General features: G+C 50.4%; 19 protein-coding genes. 13 read left to right on the forward strand and 6 right to left on the reverse strand.

Annotated features, from left to right (window positions below):
- The 4 genes from MKX74_RS02435 to MKX74_RS02450 all read left to right on the forward strand — a co-directional run bounded on the left by MKX74_RS02435 (position 1) and on the right by MKX74_RS02450 (position 3343).
- Positions 1 to 690, forward strand: a complete 690-nt coding sequence (locus MKX74_RS02435; RefSeq protein ID WP_341177387.1) for a hypothetical protein — start codon at positions 1 to 3, stop codon at positions 688 to 690.
- A 154-nt stretch (positions 691 to 844) separates the two neighbouring features.
- Entirely contained in the window at positions 845 to 1858 is a 1014-nt protein-coding gene (locus tag MKX74_RS02440; protein WP_341177388.1) for a M15 family metallopeptidase, read from the forward strand.
- A 190-nt stretch (positions 1859 to 2048) separates the two neighbouring features.
- The gene (locus MKX74_RS02445; RefSeq protein WP_341177389.1) at positions 2049 to 2738 is read left to right on the forward strand and encodes a helix-turn-helix domain-containing protein; all 690 of its coding nucleotides are present in this window, start codon (positions 2049 to 2051) and stop codon (positions 2736 to 2738) included.
- Positions 2739 to 2899: 161 nt separating this feature from the next.
- On the forward strand, positions 2900 to 3343 hold the full coding sequence (locus MKX74_RS02450) for an IS3 family transposase (RefSeq protein WP_341180503.1): 444 nt from the start codon (positions 2900 to 2902) through the stop codon (positions 3341 to 3343).
- A 249-nt stretch (positions 3344 to 3592) separates the two neighbouring features.
- On the opposite strand, the gene MKX74_RS02455 is transcribed toward MKX74_RS02450, so the two are convergent.
- Entirely contained in the window at positions 3593 to 4315 is a 723-nt protein-coding gene (locus tag MKX74_RS02455; protein ID WP_026281316.1) for a GTP pyrophosphokinase, read from the reverse strand.
- Between the two features lie 374 nt (positions 4316 to 4689).
- On the reverse strand, positions 4690 to 7119 hold the full coding sequence (locus MKX74_RS02460; protein ID WP_341177390.1) for an ATP-dependent helicase: 2430 nt from the start codon (positions 7117 to 7119) through the stop codon (positions 4690 to 4692).
- A 318-nt stretch (positions 7120 to 7437) separates the two neighbouring features.
- Between MKX74_RS02460 and MKX74_RS02465 the strand changes: the two genes are divergently transcribed.
- Positions 7438 to 8316 carry a zinc ribbon domain-containing protein gene (locus MKX74_RS02465; protein WP_341177391.1) on the forward strand — a complete coding sequence of 293 codons (879 nt, stop codon included), beginning with the start codon at positions 7438 to 7440 and terminating at the stop codon, positions 8314 to 8316.
- A gap of 66 nt (positions 8317 to 8382) precedes the next feature.
- On the forward strand, positions 8383 to 9162 hold the full coding sequence (locus MKX74_RS02470) for a TrmB family transcriptional regulator (RefSeq protein WP_018887090.1): 780 nt from the start codon (positions 8383 to 8385) through the stop codon (positions 9160 to 9162).
- On the opposite strand, the gene MKX74_RS02475 is transcribed toward MKX74_RS02470, so the two are convergent.
- Positions 9159 to 9833 carry an NUDIX hydrolase gene (locus tag MKX74_RS02475; protein ID WP_341177392.1) on the reverse strand — a complete coding sequence of 225 codons (675 nt, stop codon included), beginning with the start codon at positions 9831 to 9833 and terminating at the stop codon, positions 9159 to 9161. The genes MKX74_RS02470 and MKX74_RS02475 overlap by 4 nt on opposite strands.
- A gap of 304 nt (positions 9834 to 10137) precedes the next feature.
- On the opposite strand from MKX74_RS02475, the gene MKX74_RS02480 reads away from it, so the two are divergent.
- Positions 10138 to 10431, forward strand: a complete 294-nt coding sequence (locus tag MKX74_RS02480; protein WP_341180504.1) for a hypothetical protein — start codon at positions 10138 to 10140, stop codon at positions 10429 to 10431.
- Positions 10432 to 10560: 129 nt separating this feature from the next.
- Here MKX74_RS02480 and mscL read toward each other — a convergent pair whose 3' ends face one another.
- A complete protein-coding gene (gene mscL, locus MKX74_RS02485) occupies positions 10561 to 11049 on the reverse strand; it encodes a large conductance mechanosensitive channel protein MscL (RefSeq protein ID WP_018887087.1) in 489 nt (162 codons plus the stop codon).
- A gap of 115 nt (positions 11050 to 11164) precedes the next feature.
- Here mscL and MKX74_RS02490 point away from each other — a divergent pair, with 115 nt between their 5' ends.
- Positions 11165 to 11737, forward strand: coding sequence for a xanthine phosphoribosyltransferase (locus tag MKX74_RS02490; protein WP_341177393.1), 573 nt, complete (start codon positions 11165 to 11167; stop codon positions 11735 to 11737).
- Positions 11738 to 11927: 190 nt separating this feature from the next.
- Complete coding sequence (locus MKX74_RS02495) at positions 11928 to 13178, forward strand: hypothetical protein (protein ID WP_341177394.1); 1251 nt, start codon at positions 11928 to 11930, stop codon at positions 13176 to 13178.
- A 175-nt stretch (positions 13179 to 13353) separates the two neighbouring features.
- Here the strand turns inward: MKX74_RS02495 and MKX74_RS02500 are convergent, their stop codons facing one another.
- Together MKX74_RS02500 and MKX74_RS02505 are read right to left on the reverse strand one after the other, a co-directional pair.
- Positions 13354 to 13635 (reverse strand): hypothetical protein, encoded by a 282-nt coding sequence (locus tag MKX74_RS02500; protein WP_028590515.1) that lies wholly within the window; start codon positions 13633 to 13635, stop codon positions 13354 to 13356.
- Positions 13636 to 13809: 174 nt separating this feature from the next.
- Positions 13810 to 14985: an MGDG synthase family glycosyltransferase gene (locus MKX74_RS02505; protein WP_341177395.1), complete on the reverse strand. Its 1176-nt coding sequence runs from the start codon at positions 14983 to 14985 to the stop codon at positions 13810 to 13812.
- 401 nt (positions 14986 to 15386) lie between these two features.
- Between MKX74_RS02505 and MKX74_RS02510 the strand changes: the two genes are divergently transcribed.
- The 4 genes from MKX74_RS02510 to MKX74_RS02525 all read left to right on the forward strand — a co-directional run bounded on the left by MKX74_RS02510 (position 15387) and on the right by MKX74_RS02525 (position 18059).
- Positions 15387 to 15575 carry a hypothetical protein gene (locus MKX74_RS02510; protein ID WP_018887082.1) on the forward strand — a complete coding sequence of 63 codons (189 nt, stop codon included), beginning with the start codon at positions 15387 to 15389 and terminating at the stop codon, positions 15573 to 15575.
- Positions 15576 to 15765: 190 nt separating this feature from the next.
- Positions 15766 to 16410: a TetR/AcrR family transcriptional regulator gene (locus MKX74_RS02515; protein ID WP_341177396.1), complete on the forward strand. Its 645-nt coding sequence runs from the start codon at positions 15766 to 15768 to the stop codon at positions 16408 to 16410.
- A 13-nt stretch (positions 16411 to 16423) separates the two neighbouring features.
- Positions 16424 to 17299 (forward strand): substrate-binding periplasmic protein, encoded by an 876-nt coding sequence (locus tag MKX74_RS02520; protein ID WP_341177397.1) that lies wholly within the window; start codon positions 16424 to 16426, stop codon positions 17297 to 17299.
- Positions 17300 to 17411: 112 nt separating this feature from the next.
- A complete protein-coding gene (locus MKX74_RS02525; protein ID WP_018887079.1) occupies positions 17412 to 18059 on the forward strand; it encodes an amino acid ABC transporter permease in 648 nt (215 codons plus the stop codon).
- The last annotated feature ends 5 nt before the right edge of the window (positions 18060 to 18064 follow it).

The following is an 18064-nucleotide window of genomic DNA, read 5'->3' on the forward strand; positions in this document are numbered from 1 at the left end:
ATGCGAATAAGTCTGCAGGTGGCTGCAGGGACATGGTCGGCAGAGTGGGGCGATGAGCGGCAAGAGCAGCCTGTATGCACAGTCACAGGCAAGACGGAACTGCTTGCTCTTCCAACCAGAGAGAGCATATTGAACAGGCTACGCGGCTTCCCCCTGGAACTGTACCAACTATTGCAGGGAGAGGCATCTGAATGGATCAAAAGACAGCTGCCCCTCCTCATCCTTGAAGACTGTAGCTGTGGAGAGCAGGAGTGCAGGCATGCCACGGAGGCACTGGCTGTGCTAGAGGCTGATCCGTTGCTCAGACTGGAAGCAGCAGGGCTGTCGAAGGCGGAGCTGTTATCTGGCGTATTTGACGAGTGGGCGAGAGACCGGGGAAGGACATCTGGAAGTAATCCTCTCGAACGACTCGCTGTCGATCCGTCTGGGGAGGGCAGACGAGGGGGGGGCGCATTCGGTGAGTGGATTGCGGAGGCAGCGGCCGAAGGAACCCTTCATCAACCAGGCCCCGAACTGCATACGTTCGAGATTCGCTCATCTACAGGGCCGGTGTCTCAGCCTGAGCTTCGTGATGTAGCCGCCCTGATGTCTCATCACCCTAAGGCGCTTCAGGCACTCGACATCGTTCGTCAGCATGCCGCTGCGAATGTGCAGGAACGAATTGGAAGTCTGTCGAAAAGAGACGTCTGATAGACGAATTGGGCTATAATGGGACTATATCAGTTACTCAGTTCATGGCATGGTCCTATATGAACATCGTGACTTATTCACAATTTGGATACAATGGGATGGTGCGATCTGAAGATCGAATATTCATCCTGACATAGATTAAGGAGCTTATCTCATGGAGCATATGAAGCACCGCATGAGCGGTTATAAATCTTGGACAAGACTGTTGATTCCGGGCCTACTGGTGCCAGCAATGCTGCTAGGCGGTTGCGGCGAAGGAGGAGCCGGCAAGCAGGAGAGCGACAACCTGGCGGCCTCTCAAGGAGAGCAAGGCGGAGAGCAGTCTGTACAGCCTGCTGCACCGGGGACAGATACACCAGCAGTAGACGGCAGCACTGACGACAACAACACAGAGTTATCCCCGGGGTCTGCTACTGGATCTACTGGTGCAGGACAAGCATCGGGAGATCAGGCCGCAGGTGGGGACTCAGGAGTGGGACAGGCTACAGGCGGTTCGAGCTCGTCAGCAGCTCCGGTGCTGGCACAACGTCAGAACAATGCACTGCAAGCGACAGTACAGGAGCAGGGAAGCAAGGCTGTAGTGACGAACGCTGAGGCCATTGCTGTCATTGTGAACAAGCAGCGTAGCCTTCCAGATGGCTATGAGCCTAGTGATCTGGTCGAGCCGAATGTACCGTTCTCCTTCGACGGCCCTCATGAGAAGCGCCATATGCGTAAGGAAGCAGCTCAGGCACTTGAGGAACTCTTCGCAGCAGCAGAGCAGGATGGGATAGAGCTGCGCGCTGTCTCTGGATACCGGTCCTACAAACGTCAAGAGGCCATCTATAACAACAACGTGAAGACCAAGGGTGAGGCCTATGCATCACGCGTGAGCGCCGTCCCTGGTATGAGTGAGCATCAGACGGGGCTGTCCATCGACGTATCCAGCCCAAGTGTAGGGAATGCGCTGGAAGAGTCGCTTGGCAGCACCAAAGAAGGCAAATGGCTCGCAGAGCACGGACCTGAATATGGCTTTGTCATTCGCTATCCAGATGGCAAGGAGAGTATTACGGGTTATGTATATGAGCCTTGGCACATTCGGTACCTTGGCAAGGAGCTTGCACAAGACGTAGCCAAGCTGGGACTGACGCTGGAGGAGTATTTTGACGAGGATCATATGAAGCTGTAGTGACACGAGAATCATTGAAGTGTAGTGTATCGGAGAAGCAACTGAACTTGCAATGAGACGAGGATCATGCAAGGTCATAGCGATCTAACAATAGAAAAAACAGGTCGGGGACACAGCTTGATATGCTCCCATCATAGTAGACAGTAGAAAAAACAAAACTTCTACTTCTACTATGATGGGAGTTTTTGTAATGTCCAAGAAAAGTCCGATTTCGTACGAATTAAAGATTCAGGCTGTGCGGCGTTGTTTACGGTATGAATCAAACCCAAACCATGAGGCGAAGCAACTGGGAATCTCTCCAGATACGGTGACCGATTGGGTCAGAAAATATCAAGCAGATGGAGAAGAAGGATTAAGAAAATCCAAAGGATGGAAGGCTTACTCCAAACAACTAAAACGATCAGCTATCCAGGATGTACTTTCTGGCGAATACTCCGTACGAGCAGTGGTGAAAAAGTATCACATTTCGAGTAGAAGTGTGTTACAGAGTTGGGTTTCCAAGTATACTGGAGAGATACCCATGAAACCAACTCGTAGAGAAGAAGGACAACCCTACATGAACAAAGGACGGAAAACGACTTACGAAGAACGGATTGAAATTGCACAATACACCATCGCTCACGATCTCGATTATCAGAAAGCAATCGACAAATATGGTGTCTCTTATCGGCAGGTATACGCATGGGTTCGTAAATATAAGGCAAGTGGCCAGGAGGCTTTACAGGACCTCCGGGGCCGGAAGAAGCCGCCAGAGGAGCTAAATGAGCAGGAACGCTTAAAGCTTCGGATTAAGGAACTTGAAGCGCGTAATGAGCACTTGGAAATGGAGAATGCACTCTCAAAAAAGTTGGCAGAGATCCGGCGAAGAAACACGGACTAACCTTTGTTCGGCATGTAGACATCTACCAAGCCATTAAGGAATTACATGCCGACAAAGGATATGCGATCAGCAAGCTCTGTGAGCTAGCAGGAATCGCCCGATCTGCCTATTACAAGTGGCTAAAATGGACGCCATCCACCCGGGAACTCGAAAATCTTGCACTGGCTAAGGAAATCAAACAGCGTTATGTCAAACGAAAGGGAATACTCGGCTACCGCCAGATGCGTATGCAATTGAACCGTAAGCTGAAAAGAAGCTACAACCGTAAACGATATTACCGCATCATGCGTGCACTTGGATTAAGGTCAGTCATTCGCAAAAAGCGACCAAACTACGTGAAGGCTCCAGAACTTCATCTCGCAGAGAATGTCATGAACCGGGACTTCCAAGCGGATGCTCCAAATCAAAAGTGGTGCACCGATGTGACTGAGCTGAGGTACGGAAATGGCCGCAAGGCCTACCTGAGTGCCATGATCGACGGATATGACGATACCTATGACGATCTCCTGCACAGTGTGAGATCCTATATCCGTTATTACAATAATGATCGGTACACAGAACGACTAAACGGCTTGTCCCCGAACGAATATCGACGAGCAGCTTAACAAAGAATAATCCCCCTTCACCGAGGGGGACTACATACAGATGTTTTTGTTTTTTTAGACAGTCTACTTGACAGGGAGCATATCACTCAGTGGTTCTCGACCTGTTTTTTTGTTCTCTTCACTGATTGTAGCACCAGCTCCAGATAGCAGAACTGGTCACAAGTCAGGCCTGCTCTCGGGGCATAAGCTTGTGCTCCGGGAGCAGGCCGTTTTTGTTCACATTGTCATTAGGACAAGCTAAGAACGGGACTAAGAAGGCTGTCGCTGTCCGTCACTCAGGGACAGGATTTCACGACGCAGACTCAGCATCTTGTCATCCAGCGCATTGGCCGCTTTGGCTGCCTCGGCGAGCTCAGTCACAACATATTCCGGCACCTGTTTGTCAAATTTGTAATACAGGATATGCTCCAGGCTGGCCCAGAAATCCATAGCGAGCGTACGCATCTGAATCTCGACCTTCATCCAGCGCTTGCCCTCGAACAGGATCAGGGGCACCTCTACAATGACATGCAGACTTTGATAGCCGTTAGGCTTAGGATGAGCAATATAGTCCTTCACTTCTATGATGCGTATATCCTCACGGGTCTGCAAATGATCCAGCAGACGATAGATATCCTTGACAAAAGCACATACGATACGCATACCCGCTATGTCGTGAATCTGGGATAACACGTTATCCACCGTGACTTCATATCCTTTACGGCGGACCTTTTCCAATATACTATGGGGCTCCTTGATCCGAGTCTTGATATGCTCAATGGGACTGAAGCCATCCATGAGCTTCCATTCGGTCTGAATCAGCTTGATCTTGTTCTGGAGCTCCTCCAGAGCGAGCTGGTACATGACGGGTATTTTCTTCCACTCCTCGAACTGCTTGGCGAGCTGATGATTAGTCTCCAGATGCTGCTGGAACTCATGAAGCGGGAGTGGGATTTGATTCAAAGTTGACGAATTGGATTCAGTCACATGCATTCTCCTAGCCGGCCGTACATGGAAGTTACATCGCAGCAGGGCAGTGCTGGCAATCGGTGTTCCCAAAAAGTAGATGGGCTTCACGATCCACGGCCTCGTTAAAGCGTGGTGACCTGCCAGATATCCTGTCTTGCTAATATTCAGCCTGCGAATTATGTACTGCTGAGCGCTGTACACTGTCACTTTCGTATTGAATAGCCCTGCACGTGCCGTATGTGTTTTTTTCGGGCTGTTCTTGCCTTAATTCTATTGTACACTAAGCCGAATCTTACAAGCAAAAGCTTCACGCTTAAAGTGAGCTTAAATTATGAAAAAATGTGCATAGCGTATGCGTGGAATCTTCCGAATTTATACATATAAAGGATTTCTGATGCTTATCGGGCGGGCACAGCACGAGTACCCGTCTGCATCGCTGCTGAGCATAGCGGACATGCAGGCGATGCCTCCCGCGTCGTCTGTCTGGTAAATCCAGCTTGTTCTGCCTGGCCAGCTGTTCTTTGTCTGGCCTGACCTGTCTTTTGGTGAACTGCTGACGATCCGCTTCGGTTAGCAGATGAGGCTGCTGACGCTCCAGATGCTCCCCGGGTGTCTTGTCGCATCCAGGCTCCGCAAGCCACATCCGGGCAGACCCACACCGGTATGGTGACGGTGCGGGGGCTTCGCCCTTCGCTAACTCGTTCCTTGACCTCCGGTCTTGATGTCGAAGGGCGAGAGGGTACCTGCTTGACTCCGTAAGCTTCCAGCAGAAAACGGGATACAGCGGCAGGCTTCCCATGATGAGACGCTGGAGACGTAATATACAGCATATGCTTCGCTCGTGTGACCGCTACGTAGGCCAGTCGCCGTTCTTCTTCAAGCAGGGCATCTGTATCGGATAAAGTCGTGCCTGAAGAGCCCGCAGCTGCCTGACCTTGGCGCAGGTCCTCCGGTGCCTGGGAGGCTAGAGCCGAGCTGTGTGGGAGCAAGCCCTCGCTGGCACCGATCCAATATACGCAGGGAAATTCGAGGCCCTTGGCACGATGAATGGTCATGAGATGCAGTGCATCCCCGTCAGCAGCAGCCTGTAGCTGCTCCATTTCTTGATGACGCCTTGTCAGCTCGTTAGCGAAGCCTACGAAATCCTCCACTGTCTCGAAGCGCTGCGCAGCAGTCTCAAGCTCCTCCAGACTTTCCTGAATGGTCTCTTTGTAGTGTGTCCATGTACCCGGATCACCGCTCTCCAGATATTTATCATAAAATGTGCGTCGCATTTCCTGGATGGCTGCTACAGGCTTCATCCCTGCGAGATTCTTAATCAGGCGAATCCGTTCTTTGACTTGCTCATGCTGGAAGCTCTGCAGTCGATCCCAACGGGTCAGGTGAATGAGCGGATACTTCTTGGGCTGCTTGCGGTCCTCCGTCTGGAGATACTCGATTCCTGACTCCCGAGGCACATAGAGGGGGCCAAGTACACTGGGAAGCGCCTCCTTCAGCCGAGGGTTCAGGGCCAGCCGCAGATGATCCATCAGCGGACGAATCAGGGACTGATCATAGAATACGGAGCTCGCACCATATTGGACAAAAGGAATCTCACGCATGACTAACTGCTCGAATATCGCCCGACTGGCGCTCGCGGTACGGTGTAGAATAGCGATATCAGCATAACGCAGCGTACCCTCCTCTACCTGCTGGGTCAGGTGCTGGATTACATGGGCGGCCTCCTCTTCCGCTTGAGCGGGAGTGAAGTATTGCGGCTCTAGGCCTCCTGGACCTGCGGACATGAGAGTCTTCTTCCGTCTCCGGCGATTCACAGCGATGATGCGAGAGCCCAAGCCGAGAATGCGAGGATCACTGCGATAATTAATATTCAGGGTAATAATCCTGGCTCCCGGATAGACGCGGTCGAACTCCAGAATGGACTCCTGACGCGCACCATTGAATGTGTAGATGGTCTGGTCGTCATCACCCACGACCATCAGGTTGCGATGTGGGGCGGCCAATCTGCGTACCATTTCATACTGGAGCACATTGGTGTCCTGGAACTCATCAACCATAATATAAGAGAAGCGCCGCTGTAGTGGACGCAGGATGTCTGGATCACGCATCATAGTCGCTGCCCGGAGCAGAATGTCGTCGAAGTCTATTTTATGACGATCCCGCTTCCATTCCTCGTAGCCCAAGACGACCTGCTTCAGATCCGCTTCCTCGGGAGTAGACTCGGGCAGCTCCTCCACCTGTCTACCTTCTCCCTTCCAGGCAGACAGGGCAGACAGGATGGTCTCTGGCTGCATGGCATCACTTAACCGCAGACGACGCAGGAGCATTTTCATCACAGTATGCTGTGCCTGCGTATCTCCGAAGATTTCCTCTTGTACACCCTGATGCCGGAGCAGTGCGAGTGCAAAGGAATGGAACGTACGGGCTTGTACGGCTTTGGCAGCAGCGGGTCGAATTCCGGGTAATGCGGCGATTCGCTCTTTCATCTCGGCAGCAGCTTTACTGGTGAAGGTAACGAGAAGCAGTGAAGACGGGGCTACACCACGTACCGTAATAAGATAGCCCGCTCTGGCGGCGAGCACTGTCGTCTTGCCGCAGCCTGCACCAGCCAGGGTCAGAAGAGGTCCTTGTCCGTAGCGCACCGCATCAATCTGCGGCTTATTCAGCAGAATACCAGCCTGCTCAAGGGCGCGAAAATAAGCAGCATCTGGCTCGTGCTCGTGCACTAGCTCCCTGCTGGTATCGAGAGAGGCTCTGGAAGCCTCCGGCTGTGTTGTATGATAGGCAACCCCGAGTGGACGGGGGTAAAATGTACTTATGGGGTTCATACTGTGAAACCTCTTTCGTTTTCAAAATCTTCCATTTTCACATTCCAGCACACTTTTTGGTATGATAGACATGTTCTGAACAGACAGGCGCGACTTTCGAGCGAAAATTGCGTCCAACAACTAATATGAATATATAGAAATCCATTATAGCGAAGATTGGCCGCTTCCAACAGTAGCCTGGCAAAAAGGGGATTGCGTATAGACCTAGCCACAAGGCTGACCCATAGCCGTGGAAATATCGTTAGGCTCATACGGTGCAGGCGCCTGAAGGATGTCTGGCAGGCATATGGCTTGAAGAGGAACGAGGAGGATACAGATATGAAATTTATTCAGCGTATTAAAGATGGGGCGAACAGGGCGACAGAGAAGGCCCAACATGCGGTAGAGATCGGGAGAATTAATAATCAGATTGACGCGATCCAGCAAGAGATGGACGTGCATTTCTTGCGGATGGGGCAGGTCTTCTACGAGGGCTACCGTTATTCCGATATGTCCATTGCTGAGGTGGAAATGACCCAGCTGTCCAAGGAATGTGATAAGCTGCAGGATGATGTGGATCGGCTGCGTGGGATCATTGCTGAGCTGAAGAACGAACGGCTGTGCGAATGCGGTGCCTCCGCTGCACTGGACGCCAACTTCTGTCCGAAGTGTGGGCGCAAGCTGACGAATGACTTCGGCAGCTCGCCATCTCGCACTCAAGCTCATACTCAAGCCCAAGCTCAAAGCAATACTCAAAATCATACTCATGCCCATTCTCAGGCTGCAGTAGCAAGCGACATTTCCTCGATTCTGCGGGAGAGTGGCTTGGGCCATCAGGAGCCTATCCTGGAGAAGGCACCAGAGCAAGGGCAGGAGAAGCGCAAATTCGAGCTTCCGGAATTGGACGAGGATAGATATGATTATGCAGATAGTGATTTCTCGCCTGAGGAAAAGGCGGAATTCGATGCAGAGTGGGAGCGTCGCCGACAAGAGGAGCTGGCTGCCAAACAGATGGAGGAAGAGAAGCTGGCACGTGAACGCAAGCGTCAAGAGGTGTTGGATGAGCGAATCCGCTACTGGCAGGAGAACAATCAGACTGACGCTCAGGCAGCACCACGCGTAAATACGGATCGTGAGCTGGTACGCTGCCAAATCTGTACTGCTGAGCTGCCACAAGGCTCCAAGTGGTGTCCCCGCTGCGGTGCTGAACAAATCTGATGCAACTGGGTCCCTGCTGAATAGGCAGGGATCTGTCGTTCGACAGCATGGAGGGACGAAGAGGATATGGAACGATTGCTGCATCATCTTAGAAATCTGGGATTTACCGAAATGGAGGGCAAGACCATGCTGGATCTTGCCCGGTACGGAGCCTCCTCAGGCTATGAAGTAGCCAAGCGCCTGGGAGCCTCACGCTCGAATGTGTACGCCGCCTTGCAGCGGCTCGCCAGCCATGGCTATTTGCGTACCAGTGAAGGAGAGCCCGTGCGGTACAGCGTACTGCCGGCTGAGGAATTAACACGGATTATCTCAGGCCAGGTACAGGAATCACTGGAGGCTGTGGTAGAGGAAATGCCTCGTCCGGAGCCTGATAAGTCTCCCTTCTATAACATGGAAGGGGACAGGAACATTATTGATACCGTGCTGCGTGAGCTTCGTCGCTCACAGCATGAGGTCATTGCGGATGTGTCCCGCGAGGAAGCTGAGCTCCTTAGAGAGGAGCTTGCACAGGCGGAGGAACGAGGCGTCAAGCTGCTGTGGTCGTATGACGGAGGCGAGGCTCCGTCCGTGCGCTTGCTGCCTTTGGATACATTCGGCGAGCTGACGCCTATGACGGGGCGCGCCTTCTCGCTGATCATTGATCGCCGCTGGTGCATACTCGGCACGAGGGACGGAGAAGGTCAGGCGCAGGCGGTAGTAACTGAGCACCCGGTGATGACTCGACTGCTGCTGAACCATTTTGCACAGGAAGTAATCTTGTTCGAGCTGGAGCACGATATGGGCACAGAGCTCTCTGCCCGCTACGGTCCAGGCTTCCGCTCCATTGTAGATAAATACACGCGCTAGTGCAGGCGCGTGTCCACCTCATTACTGCCAGCTATGAAGTGTAATAGCGCTCTGCATACTCGCTGATAGTAGTCCATCTGACGAGGAACGAATTGATCTGCCGTGATTTGTCGATCTTCCAGTGAAGATGAGCTACCTGCGGACTTGGCCTCCACATTCACACCACGGGCGTGGACGGTAGGCAGCCTGCCTTCAAATAAAGCCAGCATGTCCTCCAGCTCTGCTTCGTATAGCCCTGCTACTTCCTCTTGCTGAAGCTGATACGCATGCAGTGGTCGTTGATCCAGTAGGCCAAATACGGAGCTAACCTCACGATCCACGAACGGTACTCCTTTCAGATAACCCTGTAGTTCCTCTCGTGTATGTCCTAAAGGAATCAATTCATGCAGCTCTGCCTTTACTCCCAGCTCCTCCTGAAGCTCACGGGCGGCCATACTCATATCCTCTCCTGCGGTCAGATGTCCAGCAGCCGTGATGTCATATAGATCCGGATAGGTATCCTTGGTGGACTGTCTTTGCTGGAACAGCAAATAGCTTCGGGCACCCTCCTGCCGAGCAATCCAGCAATGGAATGAATGATGCCAGTAGCCTAAGCGATGGGTGTCATGCCTGCTGGCTGTGCCGATCCACCGATCCTCTTCATCATAGATATCGAAACGTTCCTCTGTCATGCTCGTAATCTCCTTTGTGGACATATTGTAGCTGTATTAGAAATGGGGCCTTATTCTGATTAAGCGTCTTACGTTTGGATAAAATACATAAATTTTTGCTAATTGCAGGGTAGTTCTCTTGATCAGAATGGTAAACTATAGGTAAGGGTCTGCTGTATGGTTGGTTATACATTATACGCCCATCGGCCTGCTTTGCCGAGTGTGGCAAGGGAATTACAGCTGGTTAACCTGCGCAGATCGGGGCAAGCTGGATAAGACTATGGAAGTGTATGTGACGAATTATGGTATTAAGGAGGTGGAAGTGATGGAATGTATCGTTCACTTTCGCGTTGTGCATGATGAAGAGGTCAAAGAGCTAAGAGGCTTGATCTTTACAGATGATGGGGCTGCACCGAATATGAATCAGCTGACAGAAATGTTCGGGAACATGGGCTACAATGTAAGAGCAGATCAGACGGATGAATTGGTGTTCAAGCCGACAGATGCGAAACCTGGCTATAAGTATATCCGTGTGACGGAATTGGATACGGGGGAAGAGGTGTACAGTGAGGATCGCAATCTGCGTGCCTTGCTGGAGAACCTGTTGCCTAGACGCTAAGAGGCCAAGAGATCAGCTACAAGTCACTCATACAGCATGACGATAAGCGCCCACGACGTGGTATGCTGCTCACAGACATGCCACGCCGCGGGCGTGTGATATTCGCCCGAGCTATACTGGACGAGCCGATCAGGAGCTGACGGACTCCTCCAATTGGGAAGTGCATTGGGAGCAGCGTACAGCCTTCACAGGAATCTCGGAGAGACAGTACGGGCATTCCTTGGTTTTTTTCTCGGGAGCAGGCTTGTCCTGTTCCTTACGCTTGAGCATATTGATGCCTTTGACGAGCAGGAAGATACAGAACGCGACGATAACGAAATCCAGCAGGACATTGATGAATTGTCCGTAAGCAATGACAGCTACACCTGCATCCTGGGCCTGAGCGAGGGACATGGAGCTGCCATCCGGGTTCAGGTGATTCTCATCCAGCGGATAGTATAGGTTGGAGAAGTCTGTATCTCCGAGAATTTTACCGATCGGCGGCATCAAAATATCATTCACAATAGATGTGACGATTTTGCCGAAGGCGGCTCCGATAATAACCCCTACTGCAAGATCAATGACATTGCCACGTACAGCAAACTCCTTGAATTCATGTAATAATCCTTTTCTCTTCATACACAGTGGCACTCCTTATCTTGAGATAATCGAATCGAGCTTGAGTTTCTACAGCCTATTTTACACAAAATTTGTGATGTTCCAAATATGGATTTGGTGATCGGGGGTTGAAATCATGCAACTTTTACAGGATAAGGTGCGTAAAGAAGGTATTGTACTCAGTGACACGGTGCTGAAGGTGGATTCCTTCCTGAATCATCAGATGGACCCCATGCTCATGAAGGAGATTGGCCGTGAATTCACGCGTCGCTTCTCGGATCAGGCCATTACGCGTGTGCTTACCATTGAATCATCTGGGATTGCACCAGGCATCATGACCGCTCTGGAGCTGGATGTCCCCCTGATCTTTGCTCGCAAGCACAAGTCTCTCACGCTGCGAGAGGATATTTGGGTCGAGCAGGTGTATTCTTTTACCAAGCAGGAGACGAATGAAATCACGGTGTCTCGCAAATTTTTGCACGAGGGTGAGCGCATTCTGATCATTGATGATTTTCTGGCTAATGGAGAAGCGGCCTTTGGGCTGGCACGGATTGTGGAGCAGGCAGGAGCGGAGGTCGTTGGCATCGGTATTGTGATTGAGAAGGCCTTCCAGCCTGGCAGGCATCTGCTGCAGAAGGCTGGTTACAGAGTCGAGTCTCTGGTGCGTATTGCGTCACTGGAGGATGGTAAGGTTCATTTTGTTGAGTAGAATCTTGATAGGATAGCTGTCGTTAGACAGGAATGGTATAGTTTAGTAACAATGACCGAAATGGTGCCGAGCGTATATACATGTACATGTTGTTGGATTTGTTCAATATGTACTCTTGTTATTTTGAAATACAGAAGTGGAGCTCGTGCCAAGAAATGCTGAAAGGAATGAATCCGACATGAGTATCAATATGAAATGGTGGAAATGTGGAGGAAGTGTAGCGCTGGGGGCCGTATTACTGTTATCTTCTCAGCCAGCGGTCTTGGCAGCTAATGCAGCCGATGTAAGTGTATCCAAGCCACTGGAGGCTGCTTATTGGAATGCTCCGTCCTTGCCTGTGGCGCAGGCCGAGCAGAAGCTACTTGAGCCGAATAACTCCAAGGTGTACGCCTTGCCATCCAAGCAACGGGTGTACGTATACACGCAACAGCCTGTTGTGAAGTCTGCTGAGGGGCAAGAGACTAGCGACTCGTATCTGTATACATTGCAGGCCTTCAATGATCAGACTGGGGAGTCACTGTGGCAGTATACATTCCAATCCAAGGACGGGGACTATGCTAAATCCTTAGAGCTGATGCCCACGGAATCAGGTTCCTTCTACGCATATGTGAAGTATACTGACGGCACGAACAAGGTCATGTATCTGTCCGATAAGGGTAAGGAAGTTTGGAGTAAAGAGGTATCCGAAGGCAGTGTGGTAAAGCTGGTAAAAGGCGAATTGCTTTATGTTTTTAAGGAAGAACCTATTCGTCAAAATGGAACTATAGCAACAAATGTGTACAGGTATAATACAACCGGACAATTATTAGGGCAGATGGTTGTTAGTGGTTCTCTGAAAGCTGCGGACAAAGATCGTATTATTTTGGATGCTCAGAGGTTTGATCAGACAAAAGAAGGCTGGAAGCTAGCGGGCAATCCTATACTGAATGTATACGATCTAGATTTCAGACTGCTAAATAGCTATACTCTACCCAATAATTATTCTATTCAAGGTAACTGGCAGGAATCCTTCTATGCACTCGATGATAGCACTTTTATGTTACGTGTGAAATCTGCTGGTGTCACCAGTGATATGATTCTTGGATTCGATAAAGATGGTATAATGCGATGGGATTTTGCATTGTCCTCAGATGATCAGATCAAGCTATCTGGAACTTATTTTCTGCTATTCAACGAGCATAGTATAGCTCGCTACTATCAGACTAATAAGGTAGTACAGCGTACTTACCCTGAAGATTCCATTCGTAAGGAAGGTATAACCTTTATGTCCGATGGGAGTCCGCGTGTGCAGCTATCCAATCATTACGAGGTTCTGGACACAGTTAATCTCCAGCATGTACGTTCTTTCTCGACAGGATATGCTGATGCACCTTCTGTACTTACAGACACGGCTTACTATGCCATTGTAGATAATAAGCTGATAAAACAAATTATTAAATAAATTCATCTTCAAGTATTGAGAGAAGCTACGGAGCGTAGCACTTGAACTAAGTGGTTTGGGAGTGAATTGTTAGGGCTATTTCTGTTAAAAATCAAGTAACCGCAGGCTCCCACGTAAGGGACCTGCGGTTTTTTAAAGCGGGCCTATTAAGATCTCATGTAAAGCTCGTATGGGCTTAGCGGTCACCACGCTCCATGTGCCGACGAGGATGAGTAATCTTCCCTTGCTTGTCCACGTCATCCTCCTTGGGAACAAGGCGTGGATCGGTGCGGCCTTCATGATGATTGTCAAAGGAATACTCCGTCAGCTGCCACTCACTGGACCCCAGTACCAGATCCGATGGAAAATGCTGTCCCCGCTTCAGATGCTGCTCGTGACCATCCTCATCGGTGTAGACTCCATCTACCTCCACTTGCTCTCCCGAGAGTGGGAGCATGTCTTTCCCTTTACGTTCCATGGCTTGGCTCCTTTACGTCAACTTGATAGCACTCGCCAGCAAGGGCTTGCTGGATGGCTCCATATACTCCTATTAAGCTGTCCGTACTGACGTAAAGTTATGCGAGAGCCCAGTAAAGATACGTGGCCGCTGACTCTGTTTTTCTGCTTCACGGAGGCTGTATGCTGTAGCGTTCTACTGCTCCATAGCTGTGGGCAGAGGAGCGAACCATTGCTGTATAATATCCTCCGCAATGTGCTCTGCCGCCCATGGCTTCCCGAGCTGCCTGGCTGTAGCTGCCATCGCTGCATAGGTATGAGGGGCGGACAAAATCCGGGTAACCTGTTCAATTAACTGCTCGAAATGAGTAGAGATGAGTGCGGCTCCCTTGCGCTCCAGATATAAGGCATTGTTCATTTCCTGTCCTGGTACGGGACGGTAGATCAAGATTGGCAAGCCAGAGGATAGACTTTCCGACAGGGTAATTCCCCCGGGCTTTGTAATGACAAGGTCACTCCTACGCATTAATGCTGCGATGTGATCTACGTACCCGAAGATCTGGATATTGGAGCAGTGCGCAAGATCTCTCATCAGGCGCTCCCGTAGTGACTCGTTCCGACCGCATACGACCAGCACCTCGACATTAGGCAGAGCTGCCAGCCTACTGCACAGAGTGTGCATCCCGGTCATGACGCCATAAGCGCCCCCTAGCAGCAAAATCGTCTTGGTCTTGTTGTCTCCGCCTGCATTGAGCTCTATGATATTTGGCTGATGGATCGCTTCAACCACCTGAGTCATCTCCTCCGTGCTCTTCTCGTGAAAGGAAGCATGGACTGGAATGCCTGATGGGACAATCCGTTCCGGGTCCATCCCCCGCTCGATCGCCTCAAGCTTCATATCCTCGGTCGGCACATAATAACGATCTATTTCAGGGTGTAGCCATCTTCCGTGCAGATCAAAATCAGTAATGATGTTCACAATGGGCAACCGGATTCCACGTTTGCGCCGCAATGCGGGTAATGCGAGTTGTGGAAACGTATGAATGACCAAGTCGGGTTGTTCCTCATTCAAGGCCTTGGCGAGCTGACGGATACCGAAGGAATGCAGGACATGGCCGAAGGCAGACCGTGCGCTCATGTCCTTGGTGCGATTGTAGACCCAGCCGTACATCCTTGGGATCGTCTTGAAGCTCTGCATGTATACGAATTTCGTAACCTCATTGAGCAGAGGGTGTGCCTCGGCCATGAGATCGAGCAATCGAACCTGGAATCCTCTATTCGTAAGGCTTTGCTTGACCGCGAGTGAGGCCTGATAATGTCCAGCCCCGTAGCTGGCATAGAGAATCAAGACTTTGGGCTGATTCTTCAGCATGACGCTTCCTCCTAATAGATCGCTTCATGAAATGGGCTTAAATCGTGCAGGCAATACTACGCAGTTGATCATGATGAATGTTCTCTTTTGAGAATATGCCCAAACATATTGAGCTGTAAATACCGATATTAATCTATAACCGTGCTTTGCATCGAAAACATGAAATTAAAAAAAGTTCATGAAGCCCGGAAAGCTGAAACGAAGTTTTGAATATGTTATACTATGAATGTGATTCATTTTGGTCAGATTCGGGTAATAAAAGTGTCAGGTACACTGCCATTAGGTAGTTCCCGACCTAAGCTGCGTTTTCTACACCTACTTCAAATGTATATGACAACACAACTTTGCGGCATTCTCTTCAACGAAGCATTTATTTTTCAACGTTTTGGGAGGGAGTTATCATGGCAACGAAAGGTCATAACGAAGTAAAGGAAAGTCTGCGGGAGATGACTCGAATTTTCCGGCCTAAAGATCCCAAAAAATTCGTAAAAGAGTACGTACGCAAATATCGGATTACGGGAGGTTATGAAGAAGAGCTAACTCTAGTCGTGGAGAATGAGCTGGGGCGCCTGAACTCTTCTGTCTCTTGAGCCGTTCGTTTGCTGTATACACATAAACGCATCGGCATGGGGCCGTCCAGATCGCAACAATGATGTTGTGGTCGGACGGCTTTTTTGTGTCTGTTGAAGCCATAGAAAATCAATGTATTGACAAATTCGTAGTTGTCCTATAGGATTTAGTCATTAACCGACTGACTGATCAATCGGGAGGGAAGGACTATTGAAAAAAGACACATTTATCGCACCAGATGATCGACGCGCTCAAATTCTGCAAATTGCATTAAAGAAATTCGCCACAAATGGCTATCATATGACTAAGGTATCCGAAATTGTTCGCGAGGCCGGTGTAGCTCAGGGAACCTTTTATTGGCATTTCAAGAGCAAAGAAGCACTGGCTCTGGAGATTATCGAGACCGGGCGTGTTGCCCTATTGGATGTCATTCATCAGGGCTATCGGCAGCAGCCAGGGGATATACCGGATATGGTCAGAGCCTCAGAGACACTGTTCTGCTCTCTATTCATGTTCGCAGCGGACAATCGCTATTTGATGGAGCTGCTGCTTAAGGGGAACGGTGTCGAAGAGACGGTGCGTCAGCATATTGTTGAAGTAAGACAGGCGATGGAACAGGCATTTCGCCGAAATATCGAACGTGCGATGGAGCTGGGGATGCTGCCACCTAGCCTTGATGTAGAGCTGCGTGCGGCACTGCTGATGGGCTTGCTTGAAGGTCTCATTTCCCGTTGGCTGTTCGGCTCGGAGAAATTACATCAGTCAATTGCTTCAGCTACGGCTGAGCGACTCGCCGCGGAAGCAGCTAATTTTGAATTTTACGGATTGCTGGGCAAGTCCCGGGACCAAGAATAAGGAGAGAATGAAGATGAAGACGAACCCACGCAAGAGCTGGCAATGGACAATTACATTACTCGCGGTACTCACATTAATCCTGAGTGCATGCAGCACGACCAACAACCCGGCAGCGAATAGTGGCACTAATGGTAACACTGAGACTCCAGGTACAGAGACGGCTGGAGGGAATCTGCTGGAGAACATCAAGAGTGCTGGAGTGCTGAAGGTGGGGACGATGGGAACCTATCCACCCTACACATTCCTGAACAATCAGAATGAAGTAGATGGCTTCGATCCTGATATTGCCAAGGAGGTTGCAAAGCGTCTGGGTGTAGAGGCCGAGTTCACAACTCAGGAGTTCTCCGGGCTAATTCCTAGCCTTCAGACAAGCAAATTCGATGTTGTGGCCAGTCAAGTGACGATCACCGATGAGCGGAAGCAGCAGATCGACTTCTCAGATGGCTATATCACAAATAGCGTCAAGATTATTGTGAACAGCAGCAATAACGATATTACCAAGCTGGAGGATTTCAAAGGAAAGACGATCGGCGTCGGACTGGGCACCAACGATGAATCCTACCTGCGCAATGAAGTATTGCCAAAGTATGGACCTTTTGAAATCAAGACCTATAACGATGTAATTACCTCCCTCAAGGATCTTGACGTAGGCCGGATTGATGCCACGATCAATAACCTGTATGCGCTGAAGCCGCTTGTAGATCAAAACGGATTCAAGATTAAGGCGGTTGGCGAGCCCATCAAATCAGATCAGGCAGGAATTGCGCTGCGCAAGGAGAACCCTGAGCTGCGAGATGCGGTCAATAAGGCGCTTGCGGACATGAAGAGTGATGGAACGTATGAGACGATCTTCAAGAAATGGTTCGGCGAGGCGCCGCCTGCCCAATAACAACACATGGTGTGCTGCTGAGGCTGTTCATGGATCGTTCATGAATGGCCTCATGCTGTGACGATAATATACGGGAGATCCCGACTATCGTCTTCGGGAAGGAGAAATTTACATGCTGCAAATGGTATTAAACGGCTTGCCATTCCTATTGGAAGGCGCCTATTATACGCTCTTGCTAACGGTCGTGTCCATGACTTTCGGTCTGTTGATCGGACTGGTTACGGCAGTGGCACGGCTGAAGGGCAATCGCTTCATTCGCTGGCTGGCGCGGGCCTACGTGTCGATCATACGCGGTACCCCTTTGCTGGTGCAGATCTGTATCATTTATTACGGTCTAGTCGATTATGGTGTTACGCTTGGCTCGCTGACGGCAGCTTATATTGCACTTAGCGTGAATGCGGGTGCTTATCTATCCGAGACGTTCCGTGGAGCGATTCTGTCTGTGCCGAACGGACAGATGGAAGCGGCGCTCGCCACGGGAATGACTCCCTCACAGGCGATGCGTCGTGTAGTGCTTCCGCAAGCTGCTCGGATTGCGATTCCACCGATGGGCAACACCTTCATCGGCATGCTGAAGGAGACCTCACTGGTCTCGGTCATTACCGTCAGCGAGCTGCTACGTCAGGCTCAGCTACTGCAATCGCAGACGTTCGTATTCATGCCGTATTATATCGCTATTGGCATCATTTACTGGCTCATGAGCACAGGGCTGTCATTCCTGCTGGAGCGTGTGGAGCATAGACTGGCGCGAGCTTATTGAGATGC

Source organism: Paenibacillus sp. FSL K6-1230, from assembly GCF_038002385.1.
Lineage (GTDB): Bacteria > Bacillota > Bacilli > Paenibacillales > Paenibacillaceae > Paenibacillus > Paenibacillus massiliensis.